Raw genomic sequence first — 15,588 nt, 5'->3', positions numbered from 1 at the left:
GCCTGGAGTGCCCCAAGTGCGCCTGTGTGTCAGTAGGTTGCCCTAGAGTCGGGTCCGTGGATGACTTCTTCGACGTCTTTGCAGCTCAGGCTCAGCGCAATGGTCTGGAGCAGACGGTGCTCAAGTTCCAGAAGCGGTTCGACCCGGACGAGATCGAGGGCTACGTCCGGGAGTTTCAAAGGCGTGCGGAATCGGTCCGGGTGGGTTACCCGCCGAAGATCCTTGCCGCACCAGGGATGAAGCCCTGGTATCCGGGGCCGTTGGCGGACGATCCGTATTGGGTGCCATACGCCGAGTTCCTGCGACAGGACGGCTGGCCCACGGATCGCTTGGAGGTGCTGGACGAGGCGTCCTCGAAGATCATCGCGTACACCAACGACCCCTCGCACGCGACGTTCTTGACGAAGGGTTTGGTCGTTGGGCACGTGCAGTCGGGAAAGACGACGAACTACACGGCGGTGATCGCGAAGGCGGCCGACGTGGGGTACCGGTTGATCATTGTGCTGTCCGGCATCCACAACGGGTTGCGCCGGCAGACCCAGGAGCGGTTGGCCGAGCAACTATTGGCCCGCAAGGACGACGGGTGGTTCACCCTGACGTCCGCGGAGGCGGACTTCGAGGAGCAGAACTCCAAGGCGGCCGCGTATCTGCATCAAAGCGGCACCGGAGTGACCCTGTGCGTGGTTAAGAAGAACCACAAACGGCTGCAGCGGTTGATCGAGTGGCTCAGGCCTGCGGTCAAGGCCGGGACGTTCGCCGACCTGCCGGTGCTGATCATCGACGACGAGGCCGACCAAGCGAGCGTGGATACCCCCATCATCAATCCGCAGATCCGCCAGTTGCTCGACCTGTTCGACAAGCGGACCTACCTGGGCTACACCGCCACCCCCTTCGCCAACGTGCTCATCGACCCCTCGGCCGGTGATCTGTACCCGGAGACGTTCATCCTCAGCCTGCCGCAGCCGGACGGATATTTCGGCGCCGAGAAGATCTTCGGCCGGGAGGCGGTCGAGGGAGAGGCGACGGGCAGTGATCTCGACGGCCACGACATGATCCGCATCGTTCCCGCCGCCACGGTCGAACGGCTGCGGCCGCGCCGGCGGGCAGACACCGCCGGCTTCGCCCCGACCATGACCGACGAACTGACCGCGGCGGTGCACTACTTCTGGCTGGCGACCGCGGCCCGCCGCTGCCGCGGGGACAACGAGCACTCCACCATGCTCGTGCATCCCAGCATGCAGACGGTGGTGCACGAGGCCTACCGGGAGCCGCTGGAGCGGATGCGGCAGGCCATGATCGACGCCTTGGAGCAGGACGACGAGGAGGTGGTGGGGCGGTTGCGCCAGCAGTGGGAGGAGGAGAGCCGCAAGGTTCCCGCCGCTCAGTTCGGCAATCGTTTCGTCCCCTTCAACGAACTGCGCGAGCACCTGTCCGGCGTCGTGGCGCAGACCGATGTAGTCCTCGACAACCACCGCAGCCGCGACCGATTGGACTACTCCGGGCCCGAGCCGGTGGTGGCGATTGCGGTGGGTGGCAACACCCTCTCGCGGGGCTTGACTCTCGAGGGTCTGGTGGTGAGCTTCTTCGTCCGTTCGGCCCGCACCTACGACACGCTGCTGCAGATGGGCCGCTGGTTCGGGTTCCGTCCCGGCTACGAGGACCTGCCCCGGATCTGGATGACGCAGCAGCTCAAGGAGTACTTCCGGCATCTGGCGACGGTCGAGCACGAAATCCGCCTGGACATCAGGCGTTATGAGGAGGACGACATCCCGCCCGGCGAGGTGGGGGTGCGCATCCGCACGCACCCGGTGTTGAACGTGACGGCGAAGATGGGGCGGGCCCGGACGGCATACGCCTCCTACGGCGGCCGCCGGGTGCAGACCCGCTACTTCCCCGAGGACGAGCGGGAGTGGCTGTCCGGCAACTTGCGCGCGGCTCGCACCCTGGTCGGCGACGCGCTCCGCGACGGCGCGGCGCTGGACGACCGCGGCACCGGGGAGGTGCTTTTGCGCGACGTGGACGTGCGTCACGTCCTGCACTTCCTGGAGAGCTATCGAGTGCACGAGGACTCGCCGGACCTTGAGCCGCGTCTGATCCGCGCTTATATTGAGACCGAGAACCGGCGTTCGCCGCAAAGCCTGCTCAGTTGGACCGTCGCCGTCATGGGCGGCCCCGCCGCGGACGCCCGGCACGTGGTGGAGCTCGACGAGCGCGTGCGGGTCGGCACCATCAACCGGTCCAAGTTGAAGGACAGCGGCGGTGCGAAGGCCGACATCAAGACGCTGATGACGAAGGAGCACCGGGTCGTCGACATGGACGTGCCCGCGGCCGAGGCGCGCCGCCGGTCCGAGGCGGGCCTCGTGGCGCTGCGCAACGACCACCCGGACTTCCAGGATCGGGGTCTGCTCCTGCTGTATCCGATCGCCAAGGACTCCCCGCCCGACGAGGCCAACCGGGACACCCGTCGGCCGCTTCAGGCCGTCGAGCACGTCGTCGGCGCCGCCTTCGTCTTCCCGGGCAACTCCAAGGACACCGTCCCCAACCGGTACGTGCAGGTGGGCGTCGACCACCAGGCGGTCGACGACGCGGAGTACGACGACCAGGCCCACGCCCTCGACGACGAGGCGGATGACGCATGAGCGGCGCGGACACCGACTGGCGGCGCGAGCTGCGATTCACCTGGCCGGTGGTGGGGGCCAGGCGGATAGCTGGCGAGCACATGACGATGGCGCCGATCGGCCTGGCCGTGACGGCAGGCGAGGTACAGGTGGGACTGGACGCCCGGGGGGATCGCCATCTGCTGCTGCCCGTCACCCGCCCGGAGGAGGTCCACGAGGACCTGCGCTCGGCGCACGTGCGGCTCAAGCGGGACAGTCTGCGGGTCGAGGGCCGGATGCAGCACTACGCGGACCTGGTCTGCCACCGCACGGACCTGGGCGACCTCTTCGACGACGTGGTCAGCGAGGTCCTGCAGCGCCTGGCCGAGGACGGCGGCGCTCCCGCGCAGACCTGCCGGCAGACCCTGGACGCCTGGCGGGAGATGTTCCAGGGCCGCGGAGGGCGGTTGGCGATCTCCGAACAGCGCGGTTTGTTTGGAGAGTTGACCGTTCTGGAGCACGTCCTGCACGGCGATGCGTTCCTGCGGCCCACTCAGATCTGGACCGGGCCCGACCGGCTGCCCCACGACTTCCGCCTTCCCGGCACTTGGGATGTTGAGGTCAAGACGCTGGGTCGGGGCGGCTCCACGGTGGAGATCCACGGTCTGGACCAGCTGGCCCCTCCGCCCGGCGGCCGGTTGACGCTGGTCCTGGTCCGCCTGGTCGAGGACGCGTCCGGTACGTCGCTGCCCGAGCTCGCCGAGCGTGTGGTGGCCGCGGCCGCCGACTCCCGCGGCGTGATCGAGCAGTTGGCCAGGGCCGGATACAGTACGGCGGACGCGGATCTGTACGCCGCCGCGCGCTACGGCCGGCCTCGGCTGCTCGGGCTCGCCGTCGACGCTGGCTTCCCTGCCCTGACACCGGCTGGCCTCCGCGGCCCCCTGCCACCCGGCATCGACGCCGTCCGCTACACCCTGGACGTGGCTGATCGCCTGCCCGACGCCCTCGACCACGAACAGGTCGTGGCCCGGCTCGAGGGGCGGTCGACGCCGTGAATGCTCCCCGGTGGTGGCCCCAGCCCTCCGCCCCTGAGGGTGCCTCCGATGCGGAGGGCATCCGCAAACAGCTCGGCCGCCCCGACCTGGATCCCCTGCAGGTCCTGGTGCGAGAGGCCGCGCAAAACACCTGGGACGCCCGCCTGGGCACCGGGGAGGTCGGTTTCGATCTCGCGCTTGCCCGACCGGGCAAGTCCGGTCTGGCACCCTGGATCGACGCCCTGTTGCCGGTGTTCGGCGACGATGCGTCGCTGGGCCTGGCTGCAGTGCTGCACGACCCTGACACTGTGCTGCTGACAATCAGCGACCGCGGCACCGGTGGTCTGGGCGGCCCACTGCGGGGCGACCGCGTGTACCACGGCAGTGCAGACTTCGTGGGACTTGTCCGCGACATCGGCCGCACCAACCGCCGTGCGCACAGCGGGGGGACGTACGGATTCGGCAAGGGCGTGCTGTTCACCACCAGCGCGGCTGGCACCATCCTGGTGCGCACCCGATGCCGGTGGCAGGGCCGCGTCCAGACCCGACTGATCGCCGCCGCGCTGGGAACCGGCTTCGACCACGACGAGCGCTGTTACACCGGCCGCCACTGGTGGGGATGCATCGCCGAGGACAACATCCCCGACCCGCTGCTGGACGAGGATGCCGACGCCGTCGCCGACGCCCTGGGCCTGCCGGCGCGCGCTGGCGACGAACTAGGCACCGACATCGTGATCGTGGGTGCCCGGCTCGGCTCGAGCGCCCCCGTGGAGGCTGACGAACTCGAGCGCCCCCGCACGACGGAGGAAGCCGCCCAATTCCTCGGCTCCTCCATGCTCTGGGAGCTGTGGCCCGTGCTGATCGACAACGCCCCGGGCGCCGCGCGCATGCGCTGCCGCGTCAGCGTCGATGGCCGGCCGCTGGACCTGCCCGACCCGGGCCGGGTCCCCCGGCTGCAGCCGTTCATCCGCGCCCATCGCAGCGCCCACACCGACGGGCGCCACGTGCGCAGCAGGAATCCAGCCGTCGACCTTGGCCGCTTCGCCCTCGAGGCATTCATGACGCCGGTGCGCCCGCACTGGACGGACGTCGCCGCCCCCACCATGGGGCCCATGCACCACTGCGCCCTGATGCGGCAGGCGGGACTGGTGGTGCACTACCGACCGGGCCCCCAACTCCCCGACAGCGATGTCTCCTACGGCGCGGTCTTCCGCACCGCGGTCGGGGTGGACGACGCCTTCGCTGCCGCCGAGCCGCCCACCCACGACGCCTGGGTGCCCAAGAACATGCCTGACCCCGACGCCAGGAAGCTGGTGCGCTCGGCGCTGCGCACGATCGATAACCGCATGCGCGAGTACGCCCTCGCCGAACCCGAACGGGTGTCGGCCGCTGGCCCCCAACCGCCGTTGGGCGCCCTGTCCCACCGCTTCGCTTCCCTGGTGCCCACCAGCACCGGCCAGGGCGCCGACCATCTGCCCCCCGCCCCAGGGCGGCCAGGGGGCGGGGGAACGGGCAGCCTACTGCGCACCCTCGCCCCGCCCCGACTCGTCGAGATCGACGGCGTCTTCTACGTCATCACCGATATCACCGTCTCCTCGGCCGCCGCCCCCATCCGCGTCCTGGCGATGGCTTCAGTGGCCCTGGACCACGGCAGCGAGAACGATCCACCGGCCGGCGCGATCGGCCCGGAGGTGGTGGGCTTTCGCAGCCCCGACGCGGCGGAGATGCGCGCGGGTGACGTTCTGAACCTCACCGCTGCCGACCGACGCGACTGGGTGGTGGTGGTGCGCCCAGTCGCGGGTGCCGCCACACGAGTCCGCGTCAGCGCGCACCTCATGCAGGAAGGAGCCCGCTGATGGCACACGACATCATGCCGTTCCTGCAGCCCGCCCCTCAGGTCCTGACATGCGGACCCTGGCAGATCGACGACGCCGAGGGCACCCGCGAGCTGCCCGTGCTGCTGCCGGACTGGGACCCCCAGGCCGACCTGGCCCTTTCCCGTCATGTCACCGTCGACCACTCCCGGGCGCTGGCCGACTGCAGGTTGCCCGCCGAGACCCCGCTTGCCCTGGTCGTCGACTGGCACTCCTCAGCCGCGCACTACACGGGATCGGCGTTCCGCCGCCTTGTGGTTGACGCGACGACCCTGACCCTACAGATCAAACTGTCGGGCACCGACCTCGGCGGCACCCTCGTGATCCACACACGCCTGGTGCTCGCCGACGACGTCCCCCGCCCCGAGGCGGCGCCTCCCTTCACTCCCCACCACGCTGGGGAGATCCTGTGCGAGCAGAGCTCAGAAGTCCGCCTGGAGGGCAGTGCTTCCCGCTTCCCGATCTCTGTGATCGACTTCTCGCTGCACGGCTTCGACGAGGACGCCCGATGGGCGCTAGGCCTGCCCGACGACCCCGCCATCCCCGTCACCGGCGGCATCCGCCTCTACCTCAACCGGACCGACACCGAGCTAGTCGCCGCCGCCACCCGGGCAGCAACCCCCACCTCGATGCAACGCCGTCTGCTCGAGACGATGTACGACGACGTCGCCCGCCAACTGGTGGAAGCCTGCCTGCGCCCCGCCTGGCGCGACGCCGTCACCGACGCGGCCGACGAACCTGGCAGCCTGGCCGAAAGCCTGACGGTATTGGTCTCCAATCTGTTCCACGGCGCGTCACTGCAAACCGTGGCTACCTGGCGCGAGGCCGAACCCTCCGTTTTCGCCGCCGCCCTGCAGGGCGCCCTGCGCCGCCAGCATCAAGTGCGCCGGGAGACGCCATGAGCCTGCTATATCCACGGATCACCCCCGCCGAGGCCACGACTCTCCTGGCCCACTACATGACTCTGACCCCACAGGACATCAGAAACCACGCCGGTCACTCCCCCACCGCCTTCTACGGCACCACCGGCGGCACGCCCGTCACCTCAACCCTCCTCGACCATCTCGCCGACACCCTGCGCGACTGCGCACGGCACGCCGGTCACCCCACACCACCCGACGACCACAACAAGATCCTCTTCGATCGGGCCGCGGCTAAAGCCCTGCACACCACGATGGACATCACCCCCTCTGAGGCCGGCCAAGGCGACATGTGGACCTACCTCGCCACCTGCCTCGTCCCCGACGTCACCGCCTGGCGCTTTGGTACCCGCACCCCCGAACGCTGGATCGGCACCGGCCTGGTCCGTCACACCCTCGCCCGCCTGTGGTGGCAGGCCCATGCCCTCGCCGAGACCCGCGACGGCGTCACCCACTACGACCTGCTAGACCGACTTACCGAGTCTGACCTCAACCAGATCTTCGAACGCCGCACCATCGGCGGCACACCACCCCTCGCCCGCGCCCTCGCCCGCGAACTGACCGCCCCCCATCTCACCACCTTGCCTGTCCCCCGCCGTGCCATCGTCCGCGACACCACCAAACGGCTACGTCGCCTCCTGCCCTACACCTCCTTCACCTCCCTCGACGAAACCGTCATCCAAATCAGAATCCACACTCTCGTCGCCCAATCCATCCAAGCCCTCCAACACGCCAGCACCCGCCCCTGACCCCACCCGCCAACAACCACTGCCGCATCGGCTGCCCAGCCCTCTGAGCTGCTCAAGGGAGTATCGGCAGACTTACTGTGGGTTCCGTCCGCCATCGGTGACCTGCGACTCTTCCTGTGCAAGCCGCTGTGGGGGGACGCCTGGGGGGAACCAGGGCCGAATTCCTGGCCGCCTCACTGGACTGCGGACTTCCAACCCCCGTTCGGTACGCGTAAGAGATCACCGTGAGATCCACGTCCTCCACAACCCACGGTGACGTGCAATGGAGGACGCCACCAGATGTCGCAGGCTCCTCCCCCGTGCGGTCCAACTCGATCGAATGCACGACGACCAACGCGTTGACCGGGTAGTACTTCCGCTGCTTTTCAACCTCTGCGCGCGTGAGAATCACCTCCAGCCCGGCAGAAGTCGTTCCCTTGACCTCGACGTGCAGCCGTCGTTCGCCCCTTGTGAGTAGAAGGTCGAAGGACTCCCGGTTACCGACGTCCTTAACGTTCCATCCCTGCGCCTCGAAGTACGCCGTCGCCGCAGCCACGCTGTGCCGCTCGATCGCGCTCCGCTCCCCTGCGGTGAGCCGAAAACCCTGGCCGGAACGCATGGGACGCGCAGCCCTACGGGTACGCCGTCCCGCCACGGAGGCGGCAGCGCGCTCGGCTTCCAGTACCTCGGGAGCTGGGTCACCCGGGATGTGCGGGGCCAAGTCGCTCCCGTGGCACGCCCCAAGATGCTCAAACTCCCTGAAGTTCTCGAAGAGATCGACATGAGCCGAGCCGCTTTCTACCGCATGCGCGCCCGTGGACACGCCCCGAAGCTCAGCAAACTCCCCAACGGCCAGATCCGCGTCAGCCGCGCCGATCTCGACGCCTGGTGGGAAAGCTGCGCGGACCGCGCAGCCTGACACCGCCCGCCTTAGCCCGCCCGACCGGGGCGGGCTTTTCGCTGCCTGGAGAACCATGCCCCTCACCTTTGATGTTCGGATCTACGCCATCGAGACCCGGCGAGACCGCCCGAAGCCCTACCGCGTTCGTTGGCTGGTGGGCGCGCAGAAGCATTCCAAGAGCTACACGGTCAAAGCCCAGGCAGACGGTCGCCGTTCGGAACTGATGACGGCCCTTCGGAAGGGCGAGCAGTTCGACGAGGAGTCGGGGCTGTCCGCCTCCGAGCTGCGTGCCTTGAGCGGGTCCGTGACCTGGTACGAGCACACTCGGGCCTACGTAGGCCGCCGGTGGAAGGGGCTCCCCGCCAAATCGCGGCGCAATGACGCTGATGCGCTCGCAACCATCACACCGGCTCTGGTGAAGAACGCGGCCGGGCAACCGCACCCGAAAACGCTCCGCGCTGCCCTTTACGGTTGGGCCTACAACAAGGGGCGGTGGGACCAGGAGCCTCCCGAGGACATCGCGGCGGCGCTGCGGTGGATCGAGAAGAACTCTCTGCCCGTCTCCGCGCTTGAGGACCCCGCCACGCTCCGTCTGGCGCTCGATGCCCTCTCCACGCTGATGAACGGCAAGTCCGCCGCCGCTCGTACGGCCCGCCGCAAACGAGCCTGCCTCAGTGACGTGCTCGGACTCGCTGTCGAGCGCCGATACTTCAGCATCCCTGTGAATCCGCTCGCCACGGTCAAGTGGACCCCGCCTAAATCCGTAGAGGAGGTGGATCTGGAGAGCGTGGCGAACCCAAAGCAGGTACGGAACTTGCTCGCAGGGGTTCGAGGCCAGGGAGACCGCGGGGCCCACTTGGAAGCGTTCTTCGGCTGTCTCTACTACGCCGCCATGCGGCCGGCCGAAGCTGTGGCCCTGAAGCGTAATCAATGCCACCTCCCGAAGCGCGGGTGGGGCACTTTGACGCTGCGCGGCGGAATCGTCCACGCAGGGCGCGACTGGACGGACACCGGAGACGCCCACCAGGCCCGTCACCTGAAGGCGAGAGCCGTGAAGGAAACCCGCGCGGTGCCGATCCCCCACACTTCGTGGCGATGCTGCGGTGGCACATCGAGCGGTACGGCGCCGCGCCCGACGGACGCCTGTTCCGTACGAACCGGGGTGGTGTGATTCAAGACACAGGCTATGGGGAGGTCTGGGCGGCGACTCGCGCGGAGGTGCTGACCTCAGAGGAGGTGACGTCACCGCTAGCACGGCGCCCCTACGACCTGCGGGCCGCGGGAGTCTCCTTCTGGCTCTACAGCGGAGTGGACCCGATGGAGGTGGCCCGTCGCGCGGGCCACTCGGTGGCGGTGCTGCTCAGGGTCTACGCGAAGGTGCTCGCGCGCGCTGCGGACCGGGCCAACGTCCAGATCGAGGCCAGCCTCCGGGAGTGGCACGACTAGGCCCGTCCCCTGGGGGACGGGTGGGGGACACGCGCTGGTCACGCCTGGGATTCACCCGAGACAGGGTGAGACAAGTCGCGCATTTCGACGGCTCACCGAAGATCAGCGTTCGAAAAAAAGGAAACCCCTCCGCCCTGCGTTTCCGCAGTTCGGAGGGGCTTTTCCCAAGTGTGGCGGCGCCAGGATTCGAACCTGGGAAGGCTGAGCCACACCGCCTGGGTCGCTGCCTGGAACGGTCCGCCTGTGGGGCGGTGCTCTGTGGCAACGACGTAAACGATACCTGATGGACAGGGGTGCTTCGCCACCCGATTGATCGGCCCCCGGCGCGGGGGCGGTGGCTAGGCTTTGCGGATGCGGCCAGGGATCGAAGGCCGTGCACCAGCTGAGTACGCAGACCCCGATACAAGGAGCCACAGGACATGGCCGACTCCAGTTTCGACATCGTCTCGAAGGTCGAGCGGCAGGAGGTCGACAACGCCCTCAACCAGGCCGCCAAGGAGATTTCGCAGCGCTACGACTTCAAGGGCACGGGCGCCTCCATCGCCTGGTCCGGCGAGAAGATCCTGATGGAGGCGAACGGCGAGGAGCGGGTCAAGGCGATCCTCGACATCTTCCAGTCCAAGCTGATCAAGCGCGGCATCTCGCTGAAGTCGCTGGACGCGGGTGAGCCGCAGCTGTCCGGCAAGGAGTACAAGATCTTCGCGTCGATCGAGGAGGGCATCTCCCAGGAGAACGCGAAGAAGGTTGCCAAGATCATCCGCGATGAGGGCCCCAAGGGCGTCAAGGCGCAGGTGCAGGGCGACGAGCTGCGGGTCAGCTCGAAGAGCCGTGACGACCTCCAGGCCGTGCAGGCGCTGCTCAAGGGGCAGGACTTCGACTTCGCCGTGCAGTTCGTGAACTACCGGTAGGCGCCAGCACGTACTGGTGATCGTTTGTCGTACGACGCCGAAGGGCGGGCATCCCGTGGGGTGCCCGCCCTTGCTGCTGGCCGCAGATCGGGGGATCGCCGCCCTGGGCGGCGTGCGTGACTCAGCGGCGCGCGTGACTCAGCGGCGTGAGTGGCCGAAGAGGATGCGGTAGGCGACGAGGAGGACGAGTGAGCCGCCGACGGCCGCCGCCCAGGTCGCTCCGTCGTAGACGTCGGTGGCTATCGGGCGGTCGAAGTACCGGGCGGAGAGCCAGCCGCCGATGAAGGCGCCCGCGATGCCGATGAGGGTCGTGCCGATGAAGCCGCCCGGGTCACGGCCGGGCAGCAGGATCTTGGCGACGACACCGGCCACGAGCCCCAGAACGATCCAGCTGATGATGCCCATGCGGTGAACCTGCCCCTCTGTCGTGCTGATGTCCTGTAGGACGCCAGGGGCGTGGGGCGTGGTTGCGGTGATCGGCGGGGTGCGGCGTATGCCACAACCGGGGCTCCGGGGCCGGGAGGTGCGCTAGCGAGCGGCGAACGGCTGGTCCGTACGCACGATTTCGCGGCCGAGCGGCATCAACGACACCGGGATCAGCTTGAAGTTGGCGATGCCCAGCGGGATGCCGATGATCGTGACGCACAGGAGGAAACCGGTGACGATGTGGCCGAGGGCGAGCCACCAGCCCGCGAGGATCAGCCACAGGACGTTCACGATGCAGGAGGGCGCGCCCGCGTCGCGGCGCTCGACCGTCGTGTATCCGAAGGGCCACAGGGCATAGCGGCCGATCCGGAAGCTGGCCACCCCGAAGGGGATGCCGATGATCGTGATGCACAGGAGCACCCCGGCCAGGAGATAGCCGAGGAACATCCAGAAGCCGCACAGGACGAGCCAAATGACGTTCAGAATTGTCTTCACTGGTTGCGACCTGCCATCTGCTCGAGCCGGGCAATGCGCTCCGCCATCGGCGGATGCGTGGAGAACATCTTGGACATGCCCTGCCCCGGACGGAAAGGGTTCGCAATCATCATGTGACTCGCCGTCTCAAGTCGCGGCTCGGGCGGCAGCGGCAGTTGCTTCGTGCCCGCGTCCAGTTTGCGCAGGGCGCTCGCGAGGGCCAGCGGGTCCCCCGTGAGCTGCGCGCCGGAGGCGTCCGCCTCGTACTCCCTGGAGCGGCTGATCGCGAGTTGGATGACCGAGGCGGCCAGCGGGCCCAGGAGCATGATCAGCAGCATGCCGAAGATGCCCGGTCCGTCGTTGTCGTTCGATCTGCCGACCGGGATCAGCCAGGCGAAGTTGACCAGGAACATGATCACCGAGGCGAGTGCGCCGGCGACCGACGAGATCAGGATGTCACGGTTGTAGACGTGGCTGAGCTCGTGCCCGATGACGCCCCGCAGCTCGCGCTCGTCGAGGAGGCGCAGGATGCCGTCGGTGCAGCACACCGCGGCGTTGCGCGGATTGCGGCCGGTCGCGAAGGCGTTCGGCGCCTCGGTGGGCGAGATGTAGAGCCGGGGCATGGGCTGGCGGGCCTGCGTGGAGAGTTCGCGGACCATGCGGTACAGCTCGGGCGCCTCGAATTCGCTCACCGGGCGGGCGCGCATGGCGCGCAGGGCCAGCTTGTCGCTGTTCCAGTACGCGTAGGCGTTGGTGCCGAGGGCCACGAAGACCGCGACGATCAAGCCCGTACGTCCGAAGAAACTGCCGATGACGATGATGAGAGCGGACAGTCCCCCGAGGAGTACGGCGGTCTTCAGCCCGTTGTGCCGACGGTGCACGGTACGCCCTCCTGTGGTGCTTGGGGGAACCCTCTGGTTACTGGTGCTTCCACTCTTCAGTGGACCCTCCCGTACTGGTCAACGCCAGGCGGGGAGCACTAGTTCCCTTGTGCGCGCAGGAGCGGTGTGGGCCGCTCGGGTGACGCCCGGGCGGCCCGTAGGAGGACGGATCGCGGACGGATCGCGGACGGATCGCGGACGGATTCCCGCCGGGCCTCCCGCCCGGTGCCCGCCGGAGTCCTGCCGGAGGCCCGTCAGAGTCCCGTCAGAAGAGGCCGGTGTCGGAGAACCGCAGGACGAGTTGCGGCGCCCCGGAGAGCGCGATGCCGAGGACCGCGGTCAGGGCGATGGCCGCCGTGAGAGGGGCAGGAACGCGGTGCTTGACCGGTTCGCCCTCGGGGGCGCGGAAGAGCAGCGCGGTCCACTGGAGGTAGTAGAAGAGCGCGATCACCACGTTCACGGCCATCACCACGGCGAGCCAGCCGAGGCCCGCGTCGACCGCCGCCGAGAAGACGGTGACCTTCGCGAAGAGGCCGATGATGCCCGGCGGCAGCCCCGCGAGGCAGAGCAGGAAGAAGCCGAGCACCAGGGCCGCGAGAGGGCTCTTCGCGTACAGGCCGCGGTAGTCGCTGACCCGGTTCAGGCGCGCGGTGCGGCCGACCAGGGCGGCGACGGCGAAGGCCCCCAGGTTCACGGCCGCGTACATCAGGGCGTACGCGACGGTGGAGCCGACGGCCTTCTCGGCCTCCGCGGGGTTGTCGGCGTAGCCGGCCGCGGCGATCGGCACCAGGAGGTATCCCGCCTGGCCGACCGAGGACCAGGCGAGCAGGCGGACCGCGCTGTACGCGCGCGTGGCCTGCTGGCGCAGCGCCGCCACGTTGCCCGCGGTCATGGTGAGCGCGGCGAGCACGGCCAGGGCCGGGCCCCACACGTCCGCGTACGAGGGGAAGGCGACGACGGTGACGAGGATCAGGCCGGTGAAGCCGACCGCCTTGCCGACGACGGAGAGATACGCGGCGATCGGCAGCGGGGCTCCCACGTAGGTGTCGGGCACCCAGAAGTGGAAGGGCACGGCGGCCACCTTGAAGGCGAAGCCGACGAGGGTGAGGACGACGCCGGTCTGGGCGAGGGTGTCCAGCTGCCCGTCGACGTGCCGCAGCTCCTCGGCGATCTCCGTGAGGTGCAGGGTGCCGGTCGCGGCGTACACGAAGCTGATGCCCATCAGGGTCACGGCGGTCGCGGTGACGGAGGACAGGAAGAACTTCAGGGCCGCCTCGGAGGACCGCTTGTCGCCGTGCCGCAGGCCGACGAGGGCGAAGGCGGGCAGCGAGGCGACTTCCAGGGCGACGACGAGGGTCGCCAGGTCACGGGAGGCGGGCAGCAGCGCGGCGCCCGCGGCGGAGGAGAGCAGCAGGAACCAGAACTCCCCTTCGGGGAGTTCCTTCTCCGTGCCGTTCGCGTCCTTGAGCGCGCTCATCGAAAGGAGCGCGGCCAGCAGGGCGCCGCCGAGGACGAGCAGTTGGACGACGAGCGTGAAGCGGTCGGCGGTGTAGCTGCACGCCTCCGCGCCGCCGGTCAGGCAGAACGTCGAGCGTTCGTCGTCCACGATCGGCAGCAGGAAGAGCGCGGCGACCACGAGCCCCGCCACGGACACCCAGCCGAGCAGCGCCTTCTTGTCGTCGCCCACGAAGAGGTCGGCGACGAGCACGAGGAGACCGACGACCGCCGCGATGGTGGGCGGGGCGATCGCGATCCAGTCGACGGACTGGACGAGACGGGCGGCGCTTTCGGCGGCCACGGTCACGACTTGCCTCCTGAGAGGAGCTGCTGCACGGCCGGGTCGGTGAGGCCGAGCAGAGCGGCGGGCCAGAGTCCGGCGAGGACGGTGAGGGCGACGAGCGGGGTCCAGGCGGCGAACTCATAGCCCTGGACGTCGGCGAGTGCCGGGGTTTCGGTCGCGGCGGCGCCCCGGGACCCCTGAGCCACCGGCCCCATGCAGACACGGCGTACGACGACGAGCATGTACGCGGCGGTGAGCAGGGTGCCGAAGGCGGCGATCGCCATGAAGGTGAGGAAGGCCGGGCGGCTGAGGCCGTCGGCGGGCTTGAACGCGCCGAACAGGGCGAGCATCTCGCCCCAGAACCCGGCAAGGCCCGGCAGGCCGAGCGAGGCGACCGCGCCGAACGCGAGGAGACCGCCGAGGCGGGGCGCCTTGCCGTAGAGGGCGGCGCCGGACTCCTGCGCGAGGGTGTCGAGGTCGCTGGTGCCGGTGCGGTCCTTCAGCGCGCCGACGAGGAAGAACAGCAGGCCGGTGATGAGGCCGTGCGCGATGTTCGCGAACAGCGCGCCGTTCACGCCGGTCGGGCTCATCGTCGAGATGCCGAGGAGCACGAAGCCCATGTGGCCCACGGACGAGTACGCGATGAGGCGCTTGAGGTCGCCCTTCGCGCCCTGTTTGGCGAGGGCGAGGCAGGCGAGCGATCCGTAGATGATCCCGACGACCGCGAAGGCCGCGAGGTACGGCGCGAAGGTGTGCATCCCGTCGGGTGCGATCGGCAGCAGGATCCGGACGAAGCCGTACGTGCCCATCTTCAGCAGCACGCCGGCCAGCAGGACCGAGCCGACGGTGGGCGCGGCGGTGTGCGCGTCCGGCAGCCAGCTGTGCAGCGGCCACATCGGCGTCTTGACCGCGAGCCCGATCCCGATCGCCAGAACGGCGATGACCTGCACGGACGTGCTCAGCCGAGGGCCGTTGTCAGTGGCGAGTGCCACCATGTCGAAAGTGCCGGACTTGAGGCCGATGAGGAGGAGACCGAGCAGCATCACGACGGAGCCGAGCAGCGTGTAGAGGATGAACTTCCAGGCGGCCTGCGTGCGTTCGGCGCCGCCCCAGCGGGCGATGAGGAAGTACATCGGGATGAGGACCATCTCGAACGCCAGGAAGAACAGCAGCAGATCGAGGACGGCGAAGGTCGCGAGGGTGCCGGACTCGAGCACGAGGATCAGCGCGACGAATGCCTTGGGGGACGGCCCGGCCGGCATTTTGAAGTAGGAGTACAGCGCGCAGAGGAAGGTCAGGAGCGCGGTCAGGACCAGAAGGGGGAGCGAGATGCCGTCGATGCCGAGATGGATGCGCACGTCGAGTGCGGGGATCCAGCTGATGTCGGTCGTGGCCTGCATCTTTGACGGGTGGTCATGGTCGAAGCCGAGGGTGAGGACGAGCGCGGCGACGAGGACCGCGCCGGTCACGACCACGCCGTGGCGGAGCACGGCCTGGTCGGGCGACTTCCCCTTCAGTCCGGGCGGGGCCGGCAGCAGGGCGGCCACGGCGCCGATGAGCGGGCCGACCACGATCAACGCGAGAAGAAGCTGCATCACGGATTCACTGATATCGATCAC

13 protein-coding genes, 1 tRNA gene and 1 pseudogene are annotated in these 15,588 nt (G+C 68.8%); 8 read left to right on the top strand and 7 right to left on the bottom strand.

All coding sequences use genetic code 11. The features are described from left to right. The first annotated feature begins 56 nt into the window (after nucleotides 1-56). Genes QBL25_RS24475 through QBL25_RS24455 form a run of 5 tightly spaced genes read left to right on the top strand, consistent with a single transcriptional unit; the run spans nucleotide 57 to nucleotide 7,174 of the window. A complete protein-coding gene (locus QBL25_RS24475; RefSeq protein WP_409059146.1) occupies nucleotides 57-2,639 on the top strand; it encodes a Z1 domain-containing protein in 2,583 nt (860 codons plus the stop codon). Continuing rightward, the gene (locus QBL25_RS24470) at nucleotides 2,636-3,652 is read left to right on the top strand and encodes a PD-(D/E)XK motif protein (protein WP_409059145.1); all 1,017 of its coding nucleotides are present in this window, start codon (nucleotides 2,636-2,638) and stop codon (nucleotides 3,650-3,652) included. The genes QBL25_RS24475 and QBL25_RS24470 overlap by 4 nt, the downstream gene beginning before the upstream one ends. Continuing rightward, a complete protein-coding gene (locus tag QBL25_RS24465; protein ID WP_409059144.1) occupies nucleotides 3,649-5,487 on the top strand; it encodes a hypothetical protein in 1,839 nt (612 codons plus the stop codon). Before QBL25_RS24470 ends, QBL25_RS24465 begins: the two co-directional genes overlap by 4 nt. Beyond that, complete coding sequence (locus QBL25_RS24460; RefSeq protein WP_409059143.1) at nucleotides 5,487-6,407, top strand: hypothetical protein; 921 nt, start codon at nucleotides 5,487-5,489, stop codon at nucleotides 6,405-6,407. Before QBL25_RS24465 ends, QBL25_RS24460 begins: the two co-directional genes overlap by 1 nt. Then, nucleotides 6,404-7,174 (top strand): DUF6339 family protein, encoded by a 771-nt coding sequence (locus QBL25_RS24455; protein WP_409059142.1) that lies wholly within the window; start codon nucleotides 6,404-6,406, stop codon nucleotides 7,172-7,174. The genes QBL25_RS24460 and QBL25_RS24455 overlap by 4 nt, the downstream gene beginning before the upstream one ends. A gap of 52 nt (nucleotides 7,175-7,226) precedes the next feature. Here the strand turns inward: QBL25_RS24455 and QBL25_RS24450 are convergent, their stop codons facing one another. Continuing rightward, nucleotides 7,227-7,772 carry a protein NO VEIN domain-containing protein gene (locus QBL25_RS24450; protein ID WP_409059141.1) on the bottom strand — a complete coding sequence of 182 codons (546 nt, stop codon included), beginning with the start codon at nucleotides 7,770-7,772 and terminating at the stop codon, nucleotides 7,227-7,229. A gap of 111 nt (nucleotides 7,773-7,883) precedes the next feature. Here QBL25_RS24450 and QBL25_RS24445 point away from each other — a divergent pair, with 111 nt between their 5' ends. Both QBL25_RS24445 and QBL25_RS24440 read left to right on the top strand, forming a co-directional pair. Next, complete coding sequence (locus tag QBL25_RS24445; RefSeq protein ID WP_409059140.1) at nucleotides 7,884-8,072, top strand: helix-turn-helix transcriptional regulator; 189 nt, start codon at nucleotides 7,884-7,886, stop codon at nucleotides 8,070-8,072. A gap of 55 nt (nucleotides 8,073-8,127) precedes the next feature. Then, a pseudogene (locus tag QBL25_RS24440) lies at nucleotides 8,128-9,500 on the top strand (tyrosine-type recombinase/integrase). A 171-nt stretch (nucleotides 9,501-9,671) separates the two neighbouring features. Here the strand turns inward: QBL25_RS24440 and QBL25_RS24435 are convergent. Next, nucleotides 9,672-9,806, bottom strand: a tRNA-OTHER gene (locus QBL25_RS24435). A gap of 113 nt (nucleotides 9,807-9,919) precedes the next feature. Here QBL25_RS24435 and QBL25_RS24430 point away from each other — a divergent pair. Beyond that, the gene (locus QBL25_RS24430) at nucleotides 9,920-10,408 is read left to right on the top strand and encodes a YajQ family cyclic di-GMP-binding protein (protein ID WP_055564526.1); all 489 of its coding nucleotides are present in this window, start codon (nucleotides 9,920-9,922) and stop codon (nucleotides 10,406-10,408) included. A gap of 138 nt (nucleotides 10,409-10,546) precedes the next feature. On the opposite strand, the gene QBL25_RS24425 is transcribed toward QBL25_RS24430, so the two are convergent. From QBL25_RS24425 to QBL25_RS24405, 5 genes are all read right to left on the bottom strand, one after another. Continuing rightward, complete coding sequence (locus QBL25_RS24425; protein ID WP_409059139.1) at nucleotides 10,547-10,813, bottom strand: GlsB/YeaQ/YmgE family stress response membrane protein; 267 nt, start codon at nucleotides 10,811-10,813, stop codon at nucleotides 10,547-10,549. 123 nt (nucleotides 10,814-10,936) lie between these two features. After that, nucleotides 10,937-11,329, bottom strand: a complete 393-nt coding sequence (locus QBL25_RS24420) for a YccF domain-containing protein (RefSeq protein ID WP_409059138.1) — start codon at nucleotides 11,327-11,329, stop codon at nucleotides 10,937-10,939. After that, nucleotides 11,326-12,189 (bottom strand): zinc metalloprotease HtpX, encoded by an 864-nt coding sequence (htpX, locus tag QBL25_RS24415; protein WP_409059137.1) that lies wholly within the window; start codon nucleotides 12,187-12,189, stop codon nucleotides 11,326-11,328. The genes QBL25_RS24420 and htpX overlap by 4 nt, the downstream gene beginning before the upstream one ends. Before the next feature lie 265 nt (nucleotides 12,190-12,454). Beyond that, nucleotides 12,455-13,993, bottom strand: a complete 1,539-nt coding sequence (locus QBL25_RS24410; RefSeq protein ID WP_409059136.1) for an NADH-quinone oxidoreductase subunit N — start codon at nucleotides 13,991-13,993, stop codon at nucleotides 12,455-12,457. After that, nucleotides 13,990-15,588, bottom strand: coding sequence for an NADH-quinone oxidoreductase subunit M (locus tag QBL25_RS24405; protein ID WP_409059135.1), 1,599 nt, complete (start codon nucleotides 15,586-15,588; stop codon nucleotides 13,990-13,992). Before QBL25_RS24405 ends, QBL25_RS24410 begins: the two co-directional genes overlap by 4 nt.

The sequence above is a fragment of the Streptomyces sp. SYP-A7185 genome (genome assembly GCF_046103685.1).
Classification (GTDB): Bacteria; Actinomycetota; Actinomycetes; order Streptomycetales; family Streptomycetaceae; genus Streptomyces.
Note: the sequence above shows the minus strand (reverse complement) of the source record. Positions and strands in the feature narration are given on the sequence as shown.